This is a genomic window from Limnohabitans sp. JirII-31, from assembly GCF_002778315.1.
Taxonomy (GTDB): Bacteria; Pseudomonadota; Gammaproteobacteria; order Burkholderiales; family Burkholderiaceae_C; genus Limnohabitans.
Window position 1 is genome coordinate 76,121 of record NZ_NESA01000001.1, and the last position, 19,088, is coordinate 95,208.

20 protein-coding genes are annotated in these 19,088 nt (G+C 57.5%); 12 read left to right on the plus strand and 8 right to left on the minus strand.

Annotated elements, in window-relative coordinates; genetic code table 11:
* Positions 1-10: 10 nt before the first annotated feature.
* On the minus strand, positions 11-1,228 hold the full coding sequence (locus B9Z41_RS00370) for a flavin-dependent oxidoreductase (protein WP_100143877.1): 1,218 nt from the start codon (positions 1,226-1,228) through the stop codon (positions 11-13).
* A 99-nt stretch (positions 1,229-1,327) separates the two neighbouring features.
* On the opposite strand from B9Z41_RS00370, the gene B9Z41_RS00375 reads away from it, so the two are divergent.
* The gene (locus B9Z41_RS00375) at positions 1,328-1,807 is read left to right on the plus strand and encodes a MarR family winged helix-turn-helix transcriptional regulator (RefSeq protein ID WP_100143879.1); all 480 of its coding nucleotides are present in this window, start codon (positions 1,328-1,330) and stop codon (positions 1,805-1,807) included.
* On the opposite strand, the gene B9Z41_RS00380 is transcribed toward B9Z41_RS00375, so the two are convergent.
* Positions 1,796-2,662, minus strand: a complete 867-nt coding sequence (locus tag B9Z41_RS00380; RefSeq protein WP_100143881.1) for an alpha/beta fold hydrolase — start codon at positions 2,660-2,662, stop codon at positions 1,796-1,798. The two genes, B9Z41_RS00375 and B9Z41_RS00380, sit on opposite strands and share 12 nt — an antisense overlap.
* An 82-nt stretch (positions 2,663-2,744) precedes the next feature.
* On the opposite strand from B9Z41_RS00380, the gene B9Z41_RS00385 reads away from it, so the two are divergent.
* A complete protein-coding gene (locus B9Z41_RS00385) occupies positions 2,745-3,485 on the plus strand; it encodes a pseudouridine synthase (RefSeq protein ID WP_100145031.1) in 741 nt (246 codons plus the stop codon).
* Positions 3,486-3,516: 31 nt separating this feature from the next.
* Here B9Z41_RS00385 and B9Z41_RS00390 read toward each other — a convergent pair whose 3' ends face one another.
* Positions 3,517-4,311 (minus strand): alpha/beta fold hydrolase, encoded by a 795-nt coding sequence (locus B9Z41_RS00390; RefSeq protein WP_233202439.1) that lies wholly within the window; start codon positions 4,309-4,311, stop codon positions 3,517-3,519.
* Between the two features lie 83 nt (positions 4,312-4,394).
* Between B9Z41_RS00390 and B9Z41_RS00395 the strand changes: the two genes are divergently transcribed.
* The 9 genes from B9Z41_RS00395 (at position 4,395) to ntrC (ending at position 13,775) form a co-directional block, all read left to right on the plus strand.
* Positions 4,395-5,375: a YncE family protein gene (locus B9Z41_RS00395; protein WP_369823258.1), complete on the plus strand. Its 981-nt coding sequence runs from the start codon at positions 4,395-4,397 to the stop codon at positions 5,373-5,375.
* A 2-nt stretch (positions 5,376-5,377) separates the two neighbouring features.
* Positions 5,378-6,148: a polysaccharide deacetylase family protein gene (locus B9Z41_RS00400; RefSeq protein WP_100143883.1), complete on the plus strand. Its 771-nt coding sequence runs from the start codon at positions 5,378-5,380 to the stop codon at positions 6,146-6,148.
* Positions 6,136-7,140 carry a sterol desaturase family protein gene (locus B9Z41_RS00405; protein ID WP_100143885.1) on the plus strand — a complete coding sequence of 335 codons (1,005 nt, stop codon included), beginning with the start codon at positions 6,136-6,138 and terminating at the stop codon, positions 7,138-7,140. Before B9Z41_RS00400 ends, B9Z41_RS00405 begins: the two co-directional genes overlap by 13 nt.
* A gap of 20 nt (positions 7,141-7,160) precedes the next feature.
* Positions 7,161-8,039, plus strand: coding sequence for an EI24 domain-containing protein (locus B9Z41_RS00410; RefSeq protein ID WP_100143887.1), 879 nt, complete (start codon positions 7,161-7,163; stop codon positions 8,037-8,039).
* Positions 8,008-8,847 carry a molybdopterin-binding protein gene (locus B9Z41_RS00415; protein WP_100143889.1) on the plus strand — a complete coding sequence of 280 codons (840 nt, stop codon included), beginning with the start codon at positions 8,008-8,010 and terminating at the stop codon, positions 8,845-8,847. Before B9Z41_RS00410 ends, B9Z41_RS00415 begins: the two co-directional genes overlap by 32 nt.
* A gap of 235 nt (positions 8,848-9,082) precedes the next feature.
* Positions 9,083-10,498 (plus strand): type I glutamate--ammonia ligase, encoded by a 1,416-nt coding sequence (gene glnA / locus B9Z41_RS00420; RefSeq protein ID WP_100143891.1) that lies wholly within the window; start codon positions 9,083-9,085, stop codon positions 10,496-10,498.
* 82 nt (positions 10,499-10,580) lie between these two features.
* Positions 10,581-11,093 carry a hypothetical protein gene (locus B9Z41_RS00425; protein WP_100143893.1) on the plus strand — a complete coding sequence of 171 codons (513 nt, stop codon included), beginning with the start codon at positions 10,581-10,583 and terminating at the stop codon, positions 11,091-11,093.
* Between the two features lie 14 nt (positions 11,094-11,107).
* Positions 11,108-12,181 (plus strand): nitrogen regulation protein NR(II), encoded by a 1,074-nt coding sequence (gene glnL / locus B9Z41_RS00430; protein WP_100145037.1) that lies wholly within the window; start codon positions 11,108-11,110, stop codon positions 12,179-12,181.
* A gap of 55 nt (positions 12,182-12,236) precedes the next feature.
* A complete protein-coding gene (ntrC, locus tag B9Z41_RS00435) occupies positions 12,237-13,775 on the plus strand; it encodes a nitrogen regulation protein NR(I) (RefSeq protein WP_100143895.1) in 1,539 nt (512 codons plus the stop codon).
* Positions 13,776-13,810: 35 nt separating this feature from the next.
* On the opposite strand, the gene xth is transcribed toward ntrC, so the two are convergent.
* The 4 genes from xth to B9Z41_RS00455 are packed head-to-tail and all read right to left on the minus strand — an operon-like array spanning position 13,811 to position 16,506.
* The gene (gene xth, locus B9Z41_RS00440) at positions 13,811-14,575 is read right to left on the minus strand and encodes an exodeoxyribonuclease III (protein WP_100145039.1); all 765 of its coding nucleotides are present in this window, start codon (positions 14,573-14,575) and stop codon (positions 13,811-13,813) included.
* Between the two features lie 13 nt (positions 14,576-14,588).
* On the minus strand, positions 14,589-15,164 hold the full coding sequence (locus B9Z41_RS00445) for a DUF4337 domain-containing protein (protein ID WP_100143897.1): 576 nt from the start codon (positions 15,162-15,164) through the stop codon (positions 14,589-14,591).
* 8 nt (positions 15,165-15,172) lie between these two features.
* Complete coding sequence (locus B9Z41_RS00450) at positions 15,173-15,661, minus strand: dihydrofolate reductase (RefSeq protein WP_100143899.1); 489 nt, start codon at positions 15,659-15,661, stop codon at positions 15,173-15,175.
* A 17-nt stretch (positions 15,662-15,678) separates the two neighbouring features.
* Positions 15,679-16,506, minus strand: a complete 828-nt coding sequence (locus tag B9Z41_RS00455; RefSeq protein ID WP_233202441.1) for a thymidylate synthase — start codon at positions 16,504-16,506, stop codon at positions 15,679-15,681.
* Positions 16,507-16,692: 186 nt separating this feature from the next.
* Between B9Z41_RS00455 and B9Z41_RS00460 the strand changes: the two genes are divergently transcribed.
* On the plus strand, positions 16,693-17,631 hold the full coding sequence (locus tag B9Z41_RS00460; RefSeq protein ID WP_100143903.1) for a helix-turn-helix domain-containing protein: 939 nt from the start codon (positions 16,693-16,695) through the stop codon (positions 17,629-17,631).
* A gap of 19 nt (positions 17,632-17,650) precedes the next feature.
* On the opposite strand, the gene B9Z41_RS00465 is transcribed toward B9Z41_RS00460, so the two are convergent.
* Entirely contained in the window at positions 17,651-19,081 is a 1,431-nt protein-coding gene (locus B9Z41_RS00465; protein ID WP_100143905.1) for an FAD-binding oxidoreductase, read from the minus strand.
* Between the last annotated feature and the right edge of the window lie 7 nt (positions 19,082-19,088).

A 19,088-nucleotide genomic window follows, 5' to 3' on the forward strand; every position in this document is an offset into this window, starting at 1 on the left:
GTGAAAAGCTTCAAGACTTCAGGGCAAAGCCTGCAATCTCTTTGTAGTGGTCCGAGATTTTGCGCAGCTCGTCTTGGCTGATCAAGTCATCAATGTTGTTGAAGGGTTTGTCCCCACTGAGTTCATCGGCTTTCATGATGATGAAGTCTGGCGGCTGCGAACGGTTGGTCTCCACCACTTTGGCCGTGGCTGGCAGGCGCAGGTCTTGGTAAGCCTTCAAGGTGGCGACGGGGTCGGTGCATTGAGCCAGCAGGTCGGCCAAGGTGCGGGCATCGATCAGCCCTTGTGCTGAGCCATTGGAGCCGCGTGGGTACATGGGGTGTGCAGCATCGCCCATCAGGGTGACACGGCCAAAGCTCCATTGCGGCAGCGCGTCTTTGTCGACCATGGGGTACTCGAACACGCGCTTGGACGACATGATCAGGTTGGGCACATCCAACCAAGGGAACTTCCAGTCTTTGAAATATTCCAGCGTATCGGCTGGGTTGCCTGGCTTGTTCCAGTCGTTCATGCGTGCGCCTTCGAGGCGAATTTCTGAGGTCCAGTTGATGAGCTGGTTGCCTTGACCGTCGACGTTGTCGACGATGGGGTAGATCACCATCTTGCCGGTGTCGATCGAGCCGATGCGGATGTAGCTCTTACCGGTCAAGATGGGCTTATGCACCGTCACACCACGCCAGGTATTGATGCCAGCGAAGCACACCTTGTCCTCGGGGAAAAGTTGTTTGCGCACCGCCGAGTTGACGCCATCGCACGCCACGGCAATGTCGGCTTGCACTTGGCGTGTGTCGCCGTTGGCCAATTGGAAGGTGGCGATGGCGTGTTGCTCGGTCTGGTCCACACGGATGCAGCGGTAGCCGGTGTGGATGCGGTCTGCGCCCAGGCGCGCCATGGCCGCATCGAACATGATGCGGTGCAACTTGCCGCGGTGAATGCCCAGCTCAGGGGTGGCATACCCTGCGTGGCGGCCACGCAGTTCTTTGTAGATGTATTGCCCAAAGCGGTTGTAGAACACGCTCTCGAGGTTTTCAATGCCTACCTCTTCCAGCTGGGGCAGCAGGCCCAAGGCAGCGAGCTCTTTGTTGGTGTGCGGCAGCAGGGTGATGCCCACGCCGATCTCTTTGATATCCGCCACAGCTTCAAACACTTCGCAGTCAATGCCGCGAGCGTGCAAGCCCAGTGCAAAGCCCAAGCCGACAATGCCTCCACCTAAGATCGCTACTTTCATCGTTTACCCCGATACCTGTGAGAATGAGTTTTCGTTAGCATGCAAACGATTATTGTGTCTTGTTCTCAATTGCCAGCTCCTAGATAGAAACCCGAATCTATGCCCTTGATCGACATGTACGAACGCCCTGGTTTTATGTTGCGTCGTGCGCACCAAATTTCGGCAGCTATTTTTGAAGGCAGTTGTGCCGAGTTGGGCCTGACGCAAGCGCAGTACGGGGCTTTGACCGTGTTGAGCCTAGAGCCAGGCATTGACCAAACCCGTCTGGCGCGTGCGTTGGCGTTTGACAAAGTCACGGTGCTGCGGGTGTTGCGCGGTTTGCAAGAACGTGGCTTGATTGCGCGGGAGGTGTCTGAAAGCAGCCGTCGCCAAATGGCCGTACGTTTAACCCCAGCAGGGGCTCGTCTTTTGAAAAAAGCAGAGCTGCCGGTGCACGAGGCCTACAACAAGCTCATGGCCCCATTGAATAGCAAGCAGCGCGAACAATTCATTGCGTTGTTGCAGCAGCTCACCGACGGTTTGGGTGAAGAGGCGCGTGCTGCGTTTGTGCCTTTGGCACGTCCAGCGTCAGGCCGCTGACTGCAAAAAGTCGCTCACCAATGCCCACTGTTCAGGCACATTCAGCGCAGGGGCGTGACCGCAGCCTGCAATCTCATGCACTCGCAAGCGTCCTGAGGCACCCGGTCCGCGACTGCGCATGGCCTCTAGGGTAGGGGGCAGCACCAAGTCGGAGTTGGCACCGCGCAGCACCATCACGGGCATGCTCAGTGCGTCGTACTGGGCCCACATGTCGTACTCAGGGACGGGGCGGAAAAACTGTTGCACGATGGCTGGGTCGTAATGGGGCGTCACGCGGCCATCGGGCAAACGGCGGGTGGATGTTTCTGTCAAATGCCGCCATTGCGCATCGGTGTGAAAGCCAAAGGGCGCATACGCTTGGCGGAAAAAAGCTTCCAGTTCAGGCACCGTGTCAAACGCCTGTGGCGTGCCTGCGTAGGACTTGATGCGTTCGATGGCTGCCATGGCCAGCTCAGGGGCCATGTCGTTGAGTAGCAAACTTTGGATGCGCCCTTTGAACTCCGGCAGATCCAAGCCAGCAGCACACACCATGCCGATGGCACCGCCCATGGAGGTGCCAATCCAGTGGGCGCGTTCAATGTGCAAACCATCCATCAAGGCCAGTGCCAAACGTGCGTAGCGAGCCAGGCAGTAATCGTTGCTGGGGTCATGGCTCCACTGACTCAAACCACGGCCAATGGTGTCCGGGCAAATGACGCGGTAGTTCGGTGCCAGCTGTTGGGCCAGGCTGTCAAAGTCGCGCCCGGTGCGCGCCAGGCCATGCCAGGCGATCACCACGGGCGCGTCATCTGGTCCCCAGGCGGTGTAGTGCAGGTTGAACGGGCCGCATGACAGGTAATGAGAGCTGGGAGACATGGGGGACTTTCAAGGTCGTGGGTACGAGGGCCTGTGCAAGTTGTCTATTTTGCCCATCGGTGCAGCGTTTACGATGGCGCCCATGCAACTGCAAGATATTTTGTATTCCCAAGGCTTTGGCACCCGCCGTATTTGTGCTGGTTTGATTCAGCAAGGCTATGTGCAAGTCGATCTGGGCAACGGCCTGGTGGACTGTGATGACCCACTGCAAGAGGTGGACGTGCATGAAGGCCTCGCGTATTCGGTGCAAGGCGTGCTGTGGCCCTACCACGCCAAAGCCTATGTGCTGCTGCACAAGCCTGCGGGCTATGAGTGCTCACACAAGCCCTCGGCATGGCCTAGCCTGTACACCCTGTTGCCACCGGCGCTGCGGCAGAGGCCGCAAAAAAGCGCGGTGCAAGGCGTGCAAGCTGTGGGACGTCTCGACCAAGACACCACCGGCATGCTGGTGCTGACCGACGATGGCCCCTTGATTCACCGCATGAGCTCACCACGCCACCACGTGCCCAAGGTGTACGAGGTGACCACCGACGACCCGCTCGATGCGAAGCAGGTACAGCGACTGCTCGATGGCGTGGTGCTGGATGACTCACCCAAGCCTGTGCGTGCCGCCGCTTGCGAAGCGGTGGCTGAGCACCACCTGCGTTTGACGCTGACCGAGGGCAAATACCACCAAGTCAAACGCATGCTGGCGGCTGTGGGCAACAAGGTGGTGGGCTTGCACCGTTCACAAATCGGTGCCATGCCCTTACCCGAAGATTTGAAGCCAGGGCAATGGCGCTGGATCAGCGATGAAGAGATGGCGCTGCTGACGGGCAAGTGAAACGCGTCATGGTGCGCTCAGCGCATGGGGCTCAAGGCCTGTCGGCTAAAAATTCTGTAATGTGACGCAGTGACGCTTGTGGCTGGTCTTTGTATGGCGAATGCCCGCAATCGGCCAAGGCGTGGCGTGTGATCTGTCCGTGCTCGGGGGCAATGTCTTCGATTTGGCGCAGCGTGCCGTAGACATCGTTTACGCCTTGCATGGCCAGCACAGGACAAAGAATGTCGTGGCACACGCTGCGAATGTCAAAGCTGCGAAAGCCGTCGGATAGCCACACATCGTTCCATTGCCAAAACGCAGTGTCGACATCTTGGTGAAACTTGGACAAGCGTTCCCGCAAAGGGCCATGCACATAGGCCTCGCGTGCGGCTTCGATGGCACGCAAGGACACCTCTTCCACCATCACATGCGGTGCCATGACCACACAGGCACTCAAGGGGTGGCGTGCGGCGTGGAGCAGGGCAATCGTGCCGCCGTCCGAATGACCCAGCAGCACGGGCTGTTCGATGTGGAGCGCACACAACAACTCAGGCAACACCGCCCAGGCTTCGCGGTGCATGTAGTCGGGCGGCAATCGGTTGAGGCCACGCACATCGGGCACGCTCTGCGATTGGCCGTAGCCTTGGCGCGAATACACCACGCCAGCGCGTCCGGTGGCTTGGCACACCTGTTCGGGCCAAAAGCCCTCGCGGCTGCGCCACAGGGCGACCGAGCCCAGACCTTCGTGCAAAAACACGATGGGAGCTTTGGCTGGCGCATTGGCCGTCGAGGCATGGCCGATCATTTCCACTTCAAGGCGCGTTTGTTTGAGCTGGATCATGGTCATGGCCGCATATTAAAGCCCGACGACACGCTGGGCGTAGAGCCGCTCGTTACACTGGGGGCTGATTTTTTGAAGGTGCATCCACCGTGTTTTTGTTTCAACGATTGACGCTGGCGTTCGCTGGCGTGCTGCTGTGTTCTGCCGCTGCTGTTCAGGCTGCCAACCCCATCTTTGTGCTCAACTCACAAGACGCCAATGTCAGCGTGATTGACCCGGTGACGTGGAAAGAAACCCGACGTATCCCGACGGGCAAAGAGCCGCACCACCTGTACCTCACCCCTGACGAAAAGTCGGTCATCGTGGCCAATGCGGGCGGCGATTCCCTGACATTTTTTGACCCCCGCACGGCGGAGGTACAGCGCGTGGTGCGTGGCACGCTCGACCCTTACCAGTTGCGCTTTTCTCCCGATATGAAATGGTTTGTGACGGTGGCCAACCGCCTCAACCACATCGACATTTACCGTTGGGATGGCAAAGACCTCACCTTGGCCAAGCGCATTCCGTCGGGCAAAACACCCAGCCACATTTGGATCGATACCAAAAGCACCACGGCCTATGCCTCGATGCAAGACAGTGACGAATTGGTGGCGGTCGACTTGGCCACACAAACTTTGAAATGGCGCGTCAAAACCGGCTCGCTGCCAGCCGATGTGTTTGGCACACCCGATGACAAATATTTGTTGGTTGGTTTGACAGGCGGAGACCGGGTCGAGGTGTACGACGTCACGGGCCCACAAGCCAAGTTGTTCAAAACCATTCCTACGGGCGAGGGCGCTCACGCTTTCCGAGCCTTGGGCGATGGTCGTCATGTGTTTGTCGGCAACCGTGTGGCCAACACCATCAACAAGATCGACTACACCACCCTCGAGTCGGTGGCGCAGTTCAAAGCACCCGGGGGCCCTGATTGCATGGAGGTGTCGGCCGACGGCAAGTTGCTGCTAGTGTCCTCGCGCTGGATCAAAAAAATGAGCGTGATCGATCTCAGCACAGGCCAGTTGGTGCGCCAGGTCAAGGTGGGCAAGTCTCCCCATGGCATTTGGACGCTGGACCACGCGAAGCGGTTTTGAGCATGCGTTTTTCGGTGCTCCTGGCCGGGTGCTTGGCCGCGATCAGTTGGGTGGCACAAGCGGCGGTTCCCTGCAACAAGCCGTTGTATCTGACCTTTGACACCGGCCACATGGGCGTGGCGCCCTTGGTGGCCGAGGTGCTCAACCGCCAGCAGGTCAAGGTCACATTTTTTGCGGCTCATGAACCCACACAAGAGGGTGACGGCACCTTGGGCGAGCACTGGGCTGCTTGGTGGCGTGCCCGTGGCGCCGAAGGTCATGCCTTTGCTTCGCACACTTACGACCATGTCTACTGGCGTGCCGACCAGCCGCAGGGTCGCTGGTTGATGCGTGCCAGCGCGGGTCCGAAAAAGGGCTTGGTTGAGTCCTGGGACGCTGCCCAGTACTGCCAAGAACTGCAACGCGCCAACACCCGCTTGCAGCAACTCACGGGGCAAAAGCCTTTGCCCTTGTTTCGTGCGCCCGGTGGCAAGACCTCGCCCTCGTTGCTGGCAGCAGCCAAACAATGTGGGTTTGCCCATGTGGGGTGGGCCGATGCGGGCTTCTTGGGGGACGAGTTGCCCAGTGACAAATACCCCAATGCCATGTTGCTCAAGCGGGCCTTGAAGAACATCCGCTCGGGTGACATCTTGATGGCCCATTTGGGCATCTGGTCGCGCCAAGATGCTTGGGCACCGGCTGTGTTGGAGCCCTTGGTTGAAGGCCTCAAGGCCAAAGGGTTTTGTTTTGCCACACTGCGAGACCACCCACAATACAACGCATGGACACACTGATCGATGGGTTTGCCAACGTGCAAGCCGCTTTGTATGAAAACTGGTTGCAGCCTTTGGCCTTTGCTTTGGGGCTGGGCAGCCGACTGGAAGATGTTTTCAATGGCACTGGTTGGTTGTTGGTGGGGCTGATACAGCTGGCGGTCATGCTGTTGGTGATTGAGCCTTTGCAGCGCTGGCGCCCCGTTGAGCCGGTGGTCAACCCGCAGGCGGTGCGTACCGATGTGATTTACACCCTGATTCACCGTTTGGGCTTGTTTCGCATTGCGCTGTTTTTCACCATTGACCCCTTCATGGACGACTTGATGGGGCATCTGCGCACGGCAGGCATGGGGACTTTTCATCTTGAAGATATTTGGCCGGGTGTGACCGATGGGGCGTGGGCCAGCTTCTTGATGTATTTGGTGGTCTTTGACTTTGTGGGCTACTGGCTGCATCGTGCACAACACCAATGGCATTGGTGGTGGGCGCTGCATGCAGTACACCATTCTCAGCGCCATATGACGCAATGGACGGACAACCGCAACCACCTGCTAGACGATGTGATGGGTGCCGTGATTTGGGTGGTGGTGGCGCAGTTGATTGGCATTGCACCCAGCCAGTTTGTGGCGGTGGTGGCCATCACGCAATTGAGCGAAAACTTTCAGCATGCCAATTTGGCGATCAGCTTTGGTCATTGGGGGGAGCGGCTGTGGGTCAGTCCGCGTTTTCATCGTTTGCACCACGGGGTGGGCATTGGTCATGAAAGCCCTGCGCCGCGCACCGACGTATCGCGTGAGGTTCTGGGGGGACACAACTTTGGCGTGCTCCTGCCTTGGTGGGACATCTGCTTTGGTACAGCAGATTTTTCCCAGCGCTTTGAAGCGACCGGTATCCGCGACCAAGTGGAGCAGGGTCGCGATTACGGTGAAGGTTTTTTGGCCCAGCAAAAATTGGGTTTGAAACGTTTCATGGCGGCTTTACGTCCGGAATCCAAGGCGAACTCGGCCCGTTGAGGCTGGGTTATGCTTTTGTGATGCGTTTGTTTTTTGATTCTTTTTGGCGTGCTTGGGCTTATTGCCTGATGCCACGCGTCATGCTGCTCTCCTTGTTGCCATTGGTCATGCTGCTGTTGGTAGCCCTGAGTTGGGGTTACTTTTATTGGTTGCCCACCCAAGATTGGGTGCGTGACATGTTGGACAGTTGGCAGCTGTTGCAAAGCATGCTGGACTGGATGCAAGCGCACGGCGCCGCCAACTTGCAGGGCGTGATGGTGCCTTTGGTGGTGATTTTTTCGGTCACCCCTTTGCTGGTGGTCATGACCTTGTTGGCGGTGTCCTTGATGATGGGGCCGGCCTTGGTGGACTTGGTGGTGCAACGCCGTTTTCAACACTTGGCGCTCAAACACGGTGGTTCTGCCATGACCAGCTTGGTCTGGACCGTGGGCTCCACCCTGGCGGCCATGTTGACCATGGTCATCACCTTGCCCCTGTGGTTGTTGCCGCCTCTGATGTTTGTTATTCCCCCTCTGATTTGGGGTTGGCTGAGTTACCGCGTGATGGTGTTCGATGCTTTGGCGGTGCATGCAAGCCGTGAAGAACGACTAGAGATTGGTCGCCGCCATCGCGGTTGGTTGCTGTTGATTGGTGTGCTCACAGGGTATCTGGGGGCTTTGCCGAGCGTGGTCTGGGCGTCAGGCGCTTTGTTTGCCGCCGCCTTTGTGGTGCTGGTCCCGGTGGCTATTTGGATTTATGCCGTGGTGTTCGCATTCACCGCGTTGTGGTTCACCCACTACAGCTTGGCTGCTTTGGAAAGTCTGCGTGCGGAGTCGGACTCTGTGGTGGTCGGCGTCTCGGTTGCCTTGCCCGCGCTAGCATCTGAGGATGAGCAACACAACCCACCCCCCGCGCCCTGAGTTTGGGCTGATCATCGTCGGTGACGAGATCTTGTCTGGCAAACGTGCTGACAAGCACATGCCCAAAACCATTGAACTGCTGGCCGAACGTGGCCTGTCCCTTGATTGGGCCGACTACGTGGGCGACTCGCCTGAACGCATCACCCATACCCTCAAGCGTGCATTTGAGAGCCACAGCATTGTGTTTTCATGCGGAGGCATTGGCGCCACGCCCGATGACCACACCCGTCAATGCGCAGGCCGCGCGTTGGGCGTTGACTTGGTGCTGCATCCCGAGGCTGAGGTGTTGATTCGCGCACGCATGCAAGATGTCGCCAAAGAACAAGGCGTGCCGTATGAGCCTGACCGTGATGACAACAAGCACCGCTTGAACATGGGCGTGTTTCCACAAGGCGCAAAGATCATTCCGAACCCCTACAACAAAATCCCGGGATTCAGCTGTTTCGGGTCTGAGGGCGGCGCTGTGCACTTTGTGCCAGGCTTTCCGGTGATGGCCTGGCCCATGATCGCTTGGGTTCTTGACACCTACTACCCCCACTTCTTTCAGACCAATGCCTGGGTTGAGAAGTCGGTGATCGTTTTTGGCGCGATGGAGGCGTCGCTCACACCTTTGATGGAAACCATCGAGCAAGACCACCCCGGCGTCAAAGTGTTCAGCTTGCCCAGCGTGGACCATCCCCAATACGGCCGCCATATTGAGCTGGGTGTCAAAGGCGATCCAACGCGAGTGGACCAGGCCTACCCACAATTGCTGGAAGGTTTGAAGCCCTTTGGCGCCAAACTTGGCCCTGAATTGGTGCGACCTTAACCTTGCTCTAATTTGGTGCAATTCGTGTATTTGCACCAAATTGGTTCTTTTGTTTGTTTGGGCTTTTTCATGCATAAATGCTGCTTTGAGGCGGATGAGGCATGAAGTCAAGGCAAAATACGCACCCTAGACGGTCGAACCGGTGACGGGTTTTGGTGCCAATGGCTTGGCACAGAACCTGCATCCTAAAACCTCGAAACTTTTCTAAACCAACCTACCCTTGCAGGAGAACCTGATGGCCAAGACCGTCGCAGACGTGATGAAGATGGTGAAAGACAACGAAGTGAAGTTCGTTGACTTCCGTTTCACCGATACCCGTGGCAAAGAGCAGCACGTGAGCGTGCCAATTTCTCACTTCGATGAAGACAAATTCACCGAAGGCCACGCATTTGACGGCTCTTCGATCGCCGGTTGGAAAGGCATTGAAGCCTCAGACATGTTGCTCATGCCCGATGCCATGTCTGCTTTCATCGATCCTTTCTTCCAAGAATCCACCCTGGTGTTGTCTTGTGACGTGTTGGAGCCAGGTGACGGCAAGTCTTACGACCGTGACCCACGTTCGATCGCCAAGCGCGCAGAAGCCTATTTGAAGGCTTCTGGCTTGGGTGACACCGCCTACTTTGGACCCGAACCCGAATTCTTCTTGTTCGACGACGTGCGTTGGGGCAATGAAATGTCGGGTTCTTTCTTCAAGGTCGACGACTACGAAGCTCCTTGGAACACCGGCAAAGTCATCGAAGGCGGCAACAAAGGCCACCGTCCCACCGTCAAAGGCGGCTACTTCCCTGTGCCTCCCGTTGACAGCACCCAAGACATGCGCGCCGAAATGTCCATGATCTTGGAAGAAATGGGCATCCCCGTTGAAGTGTTCCACCACGAAGTGGCTGGCGCTGGTCAAAACGAACTCGGCACCAAGTTCTCCACCTTGGTCGAGCGCGCTGACTGGACTCAGAAGCTGAAGTATGTGGTGTGGAACGTGGCCAATGCCTATGGCAAGACCGCCACTTTCATGCCCAAGCCCATCGTTGGCGACAACGGTTCTGGCATGCACGTGCACCAGTCGATCTGGAAAGATGGCAAAAACCTGTTCGCAGGTAATGGCTACGCAGGTTTGAGCGATACCGCCTTGTTCTACATCGGTGGCATCATCAAGCACGCCCGTGCGTTGAACGCTATCACCAACCCTTCGACCAACAGCTACAAGCGCTTGGTGCCTGGTTTTGAAGCTCCTGTGAAGTTGGCTTACTCCAGCCGCAACCGTTCTGCGTCGATTCGTATCCCACACGTGGCGTCTGACAAAGGCCGTCGCATTGAGGCACGTTTCCCAGATCCAATGGCCAACCCCTACCTGTGCTTCTCGGCCTTGTTGATGGCTGGTTTGGACGGTATTGAAAACAAGATCCACCCAGGCGAAGCTGCCACCAAAGACCTGTACCACTTGCCTCCCGAAGAGGACGCATTGGTGCCCACCGTGTGCCACAGCTTGGACCAAGCGTTGGAATACTTGGACAAAGACCGTGCCTTCTTGACCAAAGGTGGCGTGTTCACCGACAGCATGATCGACGCATACATTGAGCTCAAAATGACTGAAGTCACACGCTTCCGTCAGGCTGTGCACCCTGTTGAGTACGACATGTACTACTCGCTGTAATTCTTTGCGGTGTTTCAAGAAAGAGGACGGCGAGAGCCGTCCTTTTTTGTTGGTGCAGTTCCCTCTTTTTTAGAGTGTCGCGATGAACCGTTTTTTCATGCTGTATGTGTTGTGTGCTGTAGGCGCAGGGACAGGCGTCAGCGTGTGGGCCGCAGATCCTTTGCAGGTGTATCGCTGTGGCAACGCGTACACCAACCAACCCGACCCCAAGGGCAACTGCGTGCCCTTGCGCAGTGCAGCCATCACGGTGATTGAAGGCACCAAAGTTCAACCGTCACCAACGGTAGCTACCTTACCCGGTGTTGTGGCCAGCGAGTCCAAGGTGGACATCGGCGAACAGCGCCAACGCGACGCGCAAGCGCGTGCGGTCTTGCAAACCGAATGGCAGCGTGCCCAAACACGTCACCAGGCCTTGCTACAAGAGTGGAACCAAGGCGAGCCTGAACGACGCGCCGATGAGCAGCGTCAACCCGCCAAATACCAAGAACGGGTGGCGCAATTGCGCGCTGCCTTGCAGCGCAGTGAGGCTGATCTGGCGGGCTTGCAACGCGAGCTGTCGCGTTTGTCTGCCCCTGCGACCGGGGCTACCCCATGAATGAAAGTGATGTGATGACTTCTCATCTCCCAACCCCACAAGATCGATTCCATGCCTTCGATTTGCTGGCCACCTTGGTCGCCGTGGTCCGCATCGATGGCTCGGTGGTGTTTGCCAATGCCTCCCTGGAAGATGTGATGGGCGTGTCACGTCGCAACATCCAAGGCACCACGTTGTCACAGTACTTCACCGAAGGGCAGGCCTTGGACAACGCCCTGCAAGGAGCGCAAAGCAATGCCTTTGCCGCCTTGCGCTATGACGCGCACTTGCACCGACCACAGCAAGATTCGTTGCCAGTGCACGTGATCGTGGCACCCACCGATCGCACGGATGAAGTGTTGGTGGAGTTGTTACCGCTGGAGCAGCAAGCCCGCCAAGACCGTGAAGAGCGTTTGATTGACCAAGCCCAAGCCAACAAGGAGCTGATCCGTAACCTGGCCCATGAAATCAAAAACCCTCTGGGTGGTATTCGTGGTGCGGCGCAGTTGCTGCAAATGGAGGTCGAGAGCCGTGACTTGGTGGAGTACACCCAAGTCATCATCCATGAGGCTGATCGCCTGCAAGTGTTGGTGGACCGCTTGCTGGCGCCACATCGACGTCCACACATGGTGGGTGATGTGAACATTCACGAAGTCTGCGAGCGCGTGCGCAGTTTGGTGTTGGCCGAATTCCCCAGGGGCTTGCGCGTGGTGCGTGACTATGACACCTCCATCCCGGAGTTTCGCGGCGACCGTGAACAGCTGATCCAGGCGGTGCTCAACATCGTTCACAACGCCGCGCAAGCCTTGGTCGAACGCACGCAAGCAGGTGAGGCAGAAATTGTTTTGCGAACACGCATCAACCGACAAATCACCTTTGGCAAACAGCGTTATCGGTTGGCACTGGAATTGCATGTCATTGACAACGGACCCGGTATTCCAGAAGAGATCAAGGACAGGTTGTTTTTCCCCTTGGTGTCGGGACGGGATGGCGGTTCGGGCCTGGGGTTGAATTTGGCGCAAACATTTGTCCAACAACACCATGGCTTGATTGAATGTGACAGTGTGCCGGGACGCACAGATTTCAAAATTCTGATCCCCTTGCCCTGAAACTTTCTGCTTACTCGTATTGATGAAATGAAAGTGCTGCCATGAAAGTATCGAGATGAAACCGATTTGGATTGTTGACGACGACCAGTCAATTCGCTTCGTGCTTGAAAAAGCGCTACAACGCGAAAACCTGCCCACCCGCAGTTTCACCAACCCACGCGAGGTGTTGCAAGCACTCGATGCCGCAGGTGAAGATGACGGCCCCCAAATTCTGGTCAGCGACATCCGCATGCCAGGAGGTTCGGGCTTGGATTTGCTGGGCAAAGTCAAAGAACGTTTGCCCGCACTGCCCGTGATCATCATGACGGCGTTTTCCGATTTGGACAGCGCGGTGTCAGCCTTTCAAGGCGGTGCATTTGAGTACCTGCCCAAGCCGTTTGATTTGCCCAAAGCCGTCGAGTTGATTCGTCGCGCTGTGGACGAGAGCCAGCGTGAGCAAGCCCAAAGCGAGTTGCAAGACGCCACGCCTGAAATGTTGGGCCAAGCACCTGCCATGCAAGATGTGTTTCGTGCCATTGGCCGGTTGAGCCAAAGCAATGTGACGGTGATGATCACTGGCGAGAGCGGCAGCGGCAAAGAACTGGTGGCGCGTGCGCTGCACAAACACTCACCGCGTGGTGATGCGGGCAGCAAAGGCCCGTTTGTCGCCATCAACACCGCCGCCATTCCGAAAGATTTGTTGGAGAGTGAGTTGTTCGGGCACGAGCGTGGTGCATTCACGGGGGCTCAAACCACCCGCCGTGGCCGCTTCGAACAAGCCGAAGGTGGCACCTTGTTCTTGGACGAAATTGGCGACATGCCCTTCGATTTGCAAACCCGTTTGTTGCGGGTCCTGAGCGATGGCAACTACTACCGCGTCGGGGGCCACAGCGCCATCAAAGCCAATGTGCGTGTCATTGCGGCCACCCACCAAGACCTGGAAAAACGTGTCAAAGACGGGGTGTTTCGCGAAGACTTGTTTCACCGTCTCAACGTGATCCGTTTGCGCTTGCCCGCTTTGCGTGAACGGCGTGAAGACATTCCGGTGCTCACGCGCCACTTTTTGCAGCAGAGCGCACAACAGTTGGGCGTCGAGCCCAAACGCATCGCCGAATCGGCGCAAGCGGTGTTGAATCAGTTTGCGTTTCCTGGCAACGTGCGTCAGTTAGAGAACATTTGTCATTGGTTGACGGTGATGGCACCAGCGCAGGTGATTGAGCCCAAGGATTTGCCCCCTGAGGTCCAACTCGATGCCCCCGGGTCTGAACCGGCTCGCAGCCCCGAGTCATCGGATGTGTTGAGTGAGCGTGCGCATGAGGCCGGATCAGCCCCCATCTCGGCACCCACTGCGCCCCACGAGTCCGCTGCAAACCCTCCTGTGGTTTTGAACTTGCCAGGTGCTGATTGGGAGCAAGGCTTAGAAGCCGAAGCCATGAGCCTCTTGGTTGCGGGGCGCACCGATGTGTGGGATGTGCTGACACGACGCTTTGAGTCGCGCTTGATTCAAACCGCCTTGGTCAATACACGGGGTCGCCGCATCGAGGCAGCTCAAAAACTGGGTATTGGACGCAACACCATCACCCGAAAAATCCAAGAGCTGGGGTTGGACGACTGACGCGACAAACCGCGCGCGTATGTTGCGCGCGGTGTTTAGCTCAGCGTCACCACCACGGGGGCGTGGTCGCTGGGGCGTTCATTTTTTCGTGGAGCCTTGTCAATCACGCAGGCTTGCACGGATGCTTTGAGCGCATCGCTGACCAAAATATGGTCAATGCGCAAACCCCGATTGCGGCGGAAAGCCATCTCCCGATAGTCCCACCAGCTGTACAGCTTTCCAGCCTGTTCCAACAAGCGAAATGCATCGTGTGTGCCTAAGTCAATCAACGCTTGAAAGTGCGTGCGTTCTTCCACCGTGCAGTGGATGGTGTCCTTCAGTGCCACCGGGTCCCACACATCGCGGTCATCGACAGTGATGTTGAAGTCGCCCATCAGCACCAGCTTAGGGTGTTGTGCCAGTTCGCTGCGCAACCAATCTCGCAACGCGTCTAGCCATCGCATCTTGTAGGCGAACTTCTCGGAGCCAGGGGCTTCCCCGTTGGGAAAGTAGGCCCCAATCACGCGTACGTCATTGACGGTGCCCGTGATCACGCGCGCCATGGGGTCTTCAAAACCCGGAATGTTTTTGACCACATTTGCTGCGGGTGTGCGCGACAGCAAAGCCACGCCGTTGTAGGTTTTTTGGCCCAAAAAGCTCACGTGGTAACCGGTGGCCTCGATCGCTTCGCGGGGAAACTTTTCATCAATGGTTTTGGTCTCTTGCAAGACCAGCACATCGACGGAGTTGGCTTGTAGCCAGTCGAGCACTTGGGGAAGACGAACGGTCAGCGAATTGACGTTCCAGGTGGCGAGTTGCATGGTCATGTCAATGTCAAACGTGAAGGGCCGCCAACACGCCCACGCCTAAGCCCAGGGCACCCGCGCCATACATGGCAAATTGCAACCATAGTTTGCGTGTGAGCAGGGCAATAGCAGCCAAAGCAATCGCCACTTGGAGCAAGGTCGTGGCTTGGGCCCAGCGGTGGTGTTGGTGCATCTGGGTGTCCGATTGTTCATCCCACTGCAGCGACTCAGCTTCAAGCTTTTCGGCCGCCTTTTTGATATCAGCCTTTTCGGCTTTGTAGCGTTCGATTTGCTCGTTGTAGTAGTCACGCTTGGCCGCCGGGGCCAGCTCCAGCGCCAGCTCGCTCAAGTTTTGTTTGCTGCTTTTGGCCTGGTAGTAATTCCACTGGTTCGAGGCTTCGGTTTTTTTGATCGCAGCGTTGTTTTTGTTCAAGCCCGCATTGGCCTGTGTCGCACCGCCCATGTAGCCAAAGATGGCACCTACGGTGGCGATGATGGCGGTGAACATGGCGATCTTGTTGGTGAATCCATCGCCGTGGCCTTGAGCGGCGTGTTCGAGTTCGTGGTCGTGCGGGCCGTGCACATGAAATCCGTGGTCAGACATGGTTGCTCTCAGGGTTGGCGTTGGAGGGTCACAAAGTGATAAGGCAGGCCATTGGCGGCCACGCCCGACACACGGGCTGTCTCTTGCCAATTGCTGTCAAACGTGGGGGCGAAGGCATCGCCTTCAAAGTCGGCATCAATCTCGGTGACCACCGCGGTGTTGGCCAAAGGCATGGCTTGCGCATACACCTCGGCACCACCTATCACCCAGGCTTGCGTGTCAGGTGGGCAAAGTTCAAGTGCTTGCAGCATGCTGTGGGCCACCAGCGCGCCATCTGCGTGCCAATCTTGCTGGCGTGTCACCACGATGTTGGTGCGCCCCGGCAGCGGACGAAACTTCTGCGGCAAAGACTCCCAAGTTTTACGCCCCATGATGACGGGTTGTCCTAGCGTGGTCTGTTTGAAATGGGCCAAGTCTTCGGGCAAGTGCCAAGGCAAGGTGTTGTGGTGGCCGATCACGCCGTTTCTGGCGCGCGCAAAAATCAGGTTCAATCCCATGTGCGCATACCCAAACTTTAAACCGCCACCGGCGCTTTGATGGCACCGTGGCATTGGTAGTCCTGCACCTCAAAGTCTTCAAACTGGTAATCAAAGATCGTTGCGGGGCGACGCAAGATCTTGAGCGTGGGGTAGGCAAAAGGCGTTCGGCTGAGTTGCAGTTCCACCTGTTCGTGGTGGTTGCTGTAAATGTGGCAATCGCCGCCGGTCCAGATGAAGTCACCGACCTCCAAATCACATTGCTGCGCCACCATGTGGGTGAGTAGCGCGTAGCTGGCGATGTTGAACGGCACACCCAAAAAGATATCTGCGCTGCGTTGGTACAACTGGCAGCTCAAACGGCCTCGCTCCCCGGGCGCTTGGGGTGGTGCCACGTAGAACTGAAAAAATGCATGGCAGGGCATCAACGCCATTTTGTTGAGCTCGGCCACATTCCAGGCGCTCACAATGATGCGGCGCGAATCAGGGTTGCTTTTGAGGGTCTGGATCACCTCGGAGATCTGGTCGATGTGACCACCGTCTGGTGTAGGCCAACTGCGCCACTGCACGCCGTACACCGGGCCGAGGTCGCCATCTTCGCGCGCCCACTCATCCCAAATCGAGACACCGCGTTCCTTGAGCCAGTTGTTGTTGCTTGAACCGGTTAAAAACCACAACAGCTCTTGGATGATGGAGCGCAAATGCACTTTTTTTGTGGTGACGAGTGGAAAACCTTCATTCAAATCAAAGCGCATTTGGTACCCGAAGACGCTTTTGGTGCCAGTACCCGTGCGGTCGGTTTTAGGCACGCCATGGGTGTAGACGTGCTGCATGAAATCTTCGTATTGACGGCGGATAGGGCGCATGACAGGAAACATTCCGGTTGAGGGCAGACACCCAAGTTTAAAGGCTGAGGCCCACGCCTGAAGGTTGAGGCACGCGCAGGATTGAATACCTAAGTGTTTCAGCAAGTCCACGGATTGACGCCATGCGTGCGCCCTGACACCATGGACAGGCTTTGCTGCTGAACAATACCGAGAACAGATGCCAACATGACCCATCCCCAAGAGCCCGAAGACATGCAGCGTGTCTTTCAGGACTGCGACCCTGTGTATTTGCGACAGCTTCGCCAAGCTGCAGGCGTAGAGGTCACCACCTTGGCGCGCACGGCCTGTTTGTCCGTGGCCCAGGTGCGACATTTGGAAGGCGAGGGGGAAGGTTTTTTTTATTCACCCAGCATCAAGCGCCAATCCTATAAACGTTTGTTGATGATTTTGGGGGCAGCCCCACCTACCGCGAACCCGCAAGAGGCTTTGCAAGCCGCCACGCATGGCCTAGAACATCGGATGGCTGTAGGTGAGCAGCGCCCACCTGTTCATCAGCCTATCTCCAGCAGCGCCAGCAGCTTGGCACTCTCTCAAAGCGGCATGCGTTTCGCTATGTGGGCGGCTTTGTTGGCACTGGGAGGGTGGGGTGTGGTGTCTGTCGCCCCAGCGCCACTGCACGCATGGTTCGAGCGCATGCACCTGGTGGCCAACCCGCCGCAACCAGCGGCTTCTCCTTCCGTGGATGAGCTTGCAGCGTTGCCCACTGCGCCTGCTTCAGAGCCAGTGCCGATGGTCAGCACATCCGCGCCGATGTCGACAGGCGCCCCCCGTGCGCTCACTGCGTTGCCTGACAGTGTCGCAAACTGTGTGCACACGTCAGAGGCATTGCCAGAGCTCGTCTCTGAACAAGCCTACAAAGTGGGCAACTATGTGTACCTGGTCAGCGACAAGTCCATGACAGTGTGTGTGGTCGATGGTGCCCAGCAGGCCACTTGGCTGGAACTCAAGCCTGGCGAAGGCCGCAGCGTCTATGGCAAGTCACCGTGGCAGGTCACCGGCGCGCAGCTCTATCAAGCTCAGATTTATTTTCAAGGTCGTCGTTTGAACTTGCCCGAAGGCAATCCACAACGGCTGAGCCTGGTTGAAAAACCCCTCACACGTTGACCCGTCATCCAGGCCCGTTTCAGTCCAGTCGCACCACACGCCCAGGGTTCAAGATGCCTTGTGGGTCGAGCGCCTGTTTGATCTGGCGCATCAGCCCCAATGCGGTGGCGTCTTTGTAGTCGGGCAGGGTGTCCACTTTCAAACCACCCACACCGTGTTCGGCCGAGATGGAGCCACCAAAACGTTTGACCGTGTCGTACACCAGCGTGTTCACACGGTCTTCCTGGGTTCTCAAAAACTCGGCGTTGTCACTGCCTTCGGGCGCTTGCACGTTGTAGTGCAAGTTGCCGTCGCCCAGGTGGCCAAAGTTCACCAAACGCACGCCTGCAATTTCTTTCTCTAGCAAGGCATCGGTCTGGGCCACAAACTCAGGAATGGCGGACACGGGCAGCGAAATGTCGTGTTTGATGTTCAGGCCCTCTTCGGCCTGCGCTAGCGTGATGCTATCGCGGATGTGCCACAGATTGCGGGCTTGTGACAGGCTCTCGGCCACCACCGCATCGCTCACGCAGCCGCGTTCAAAGGCCAGTTCCAGCACATGCTCAAAGCGTTCGCGTGCGTGGGCTTCAGACTCGGTGTCCGAGTTTTCCAGCAACACGCAATAGGGCGTGTCTTGCCACAGCGGCACCCGCAGTTGGGGGTAATGCTTGTCTACTAGGCTCAGGGCAAATTGGCCCATCATCTCGAACCCGGTCAAACCTGCACCCAAGTGAAGGTGAGCCAAGCCCAGCAGTTCCACCGCATGCGCCACCGAAGGCACGGCCGCCCAAGCGGTGAGTTTGGCCGCAGGTAAGGGGTAGAGCTTCATGGTGGCGGCGGTGATGATGCCCAGCGTGCCCTCGCTGCCAATCATCAGGTTGCGCAAGTCGTAGCCGGTGTTGTCTTTGCGCAGCCCGCTTAAGCCGTGCCAAATCTCGCCTTGCGCGCTGACCACTTCAAGCCCCAAGCACAACTCGCGTGTGTTGCCGTAGCGCACCACCTGGGTCCCGCCCGCGTTGGTGCCCAAGTTACCACCAATGGTGCAGCTGCCTTCAGATCCCAGGCTCAAGGGGAACAAAAAGCCGGCTTGCTCCGCCGCTTGTTGCAGGTTTTGCAACACACAACCGGCTTCCACCGTGATGGCCAAATTGGCCGCATCGATGTGGCGCACCGCGTTCATGCGCTGCAAGCTCAACAGCACCTGAGTACCGGAGTCGTCTGGGATCGATCCCACCACCAAGCCGGTGTTACCGCCTTGCGGCACGATGCTCACGCCTGCTTGGGCACAAGCCTTCACCACAGCGGCCACTTCTGCCGTGTTGCCCGGGCGCACCACGGCCAAGGCTTTGCCGCGTGTGCGTTTGCGCCAGTCTTGTTCAAAGGCAGACAAGTCGCCTTCGGTCAGCACATGGGTGTCGCCCACGGTGTGGCGCAGGGTGGTCAGCAATTCGGGCAAAGACAAAGCGGTCATGGTCAGG

Bases quoted from the DNA above. Each gene is read 5' to 3' on its own strand.
- B9Z41_RS00370 (WP_100143877.1), bottom strand. From the start codon at position 1,228: ATGAAAGTAGCGATCTTAGGTGGAGGCATTGTCGGCTTGGGCTTTGCA.
- B9Z41_RS00375 (WP_100143879.1), top strand. From the start codon at position 1,328: ATGCCCTTGATCGACATGTACGAACGCCCTGGTTTTATGTTGCGTCGT.
- B9Z41_RS00380 (WP_100143881.1), bottom strand. From the start codon at position 2,662: ATGTCTCCCAGCTCTCATTACCTGTCATGCGGCCCGTTCAACCTGCAC.
- B9Z41_RS00385 (WP_100145031.1), top strand. From the start codon at position 2,745: ATGCAACTGCAAGATATTTTGTATTCCCAAGGCTTTGGCACCCGCCGT.
- B9Z41_RS00390 (WP_233202439.1), bottom strand. From the start codon at position 4,311: ATGACCATGATCCAGCTCAAACAAACGCGCCTTGAAGTGGAAATGATC.
- B9Z41_RS00400 (WP_100143883.1), top strand. From the start codon at position 5,378: ATGCGTTTTTCGGTGCTCCTGGCCGGGTGCTTGGCCGCGATCAGTTGG.
- B9Z41_RS00405 (WP_100143885.1), top strand. From the start codon at position 6,136: ATGGACACACTGATCGATGGGTTTGCCAACGTGCAAGCCGCTTTGTAT.
- B9Z41_RS00410 (WP_100143887.1), top strand. From the start codon at position 7,161: ATGCGTTTGTTTTTTGATTCTTTTTGGCGTGCTTGGGCTTATTGCCTG.
- B9Z41_RS00415 (WP_100143889.1), top strand. From the start codon at position 8,008: ATGAGCAACACAACCCACCCCCCGCGCCCTGAGTTTGGGCTGATCATC.
- glnA (WP_100143891.1), top strand. From the start codon at position 9,083: ATGGCCAAGACCGTCGCAGACGTGATGAAGATGGTGAAAGACAACGAA.
- B9Z41_RS00425 (WP_100143893.1), top strand. From the start codon at position 10,581: ATGAACCGTTTTTTCATGCTGTATGTGTTGTGTGCTGTAGGCGCAGGG.
- glnL (WP_100145037.1), top strand. From the start codon at position 11,108: ATGACTTCTCATCTCCCAACCCCACAAGATCGATTCCATGCCTTCGAT.
- ntrC (WP_100143895.1), top strand. From the start codon at position 12,237: ATGAAACCGATTTGGATTGTTGACGACGACCAGTCAATTCGCTTCGTG.
- xth (WP_100145039.1), bottom strand. From the start codon at position 14,575: ATGCAACTCGCCACCTGGAACGTCAATTCGCTGACCGTTCGTCTTCCC.
- B9Z41_RS00445 (WP_100143897.1), bottom strand. From the start codon at position 15,164: ATGTCTGACCACGGATTTCATGTGCACGGCCCGCACGACCACGAACTC.
- B9Z41_RS00450 (WP_100143899.1), bottom strand. From the start codon at position 15,661: ATGGGATTGAACCTGATTTTTGCGCGCGCCAGAAACGGCGTGATCGGC.
- B9Z41_RS00455 (WP_233202441.1), bottom strand. From the start codon at position 16,506: ATGCGCCCTATCCGCCGTCAATACGAAGATTTCATGCAGCACGTCTAC.
- B9Z41_RS00460 (WP_100143903.1), top strand. From the start codon at position 16,693: ATGACCCATCCCCAAGAGCCCGAAGACATGCAGCGTGTCTTTCAGGAC.
- B9Z41_RS00465 (WP_100143905.1), bottom strand. From the start codon at position 19,081: ATGACCGCTTTGTCTTTGCCCGAATTGCTGACCACCCTGCGCCACACC.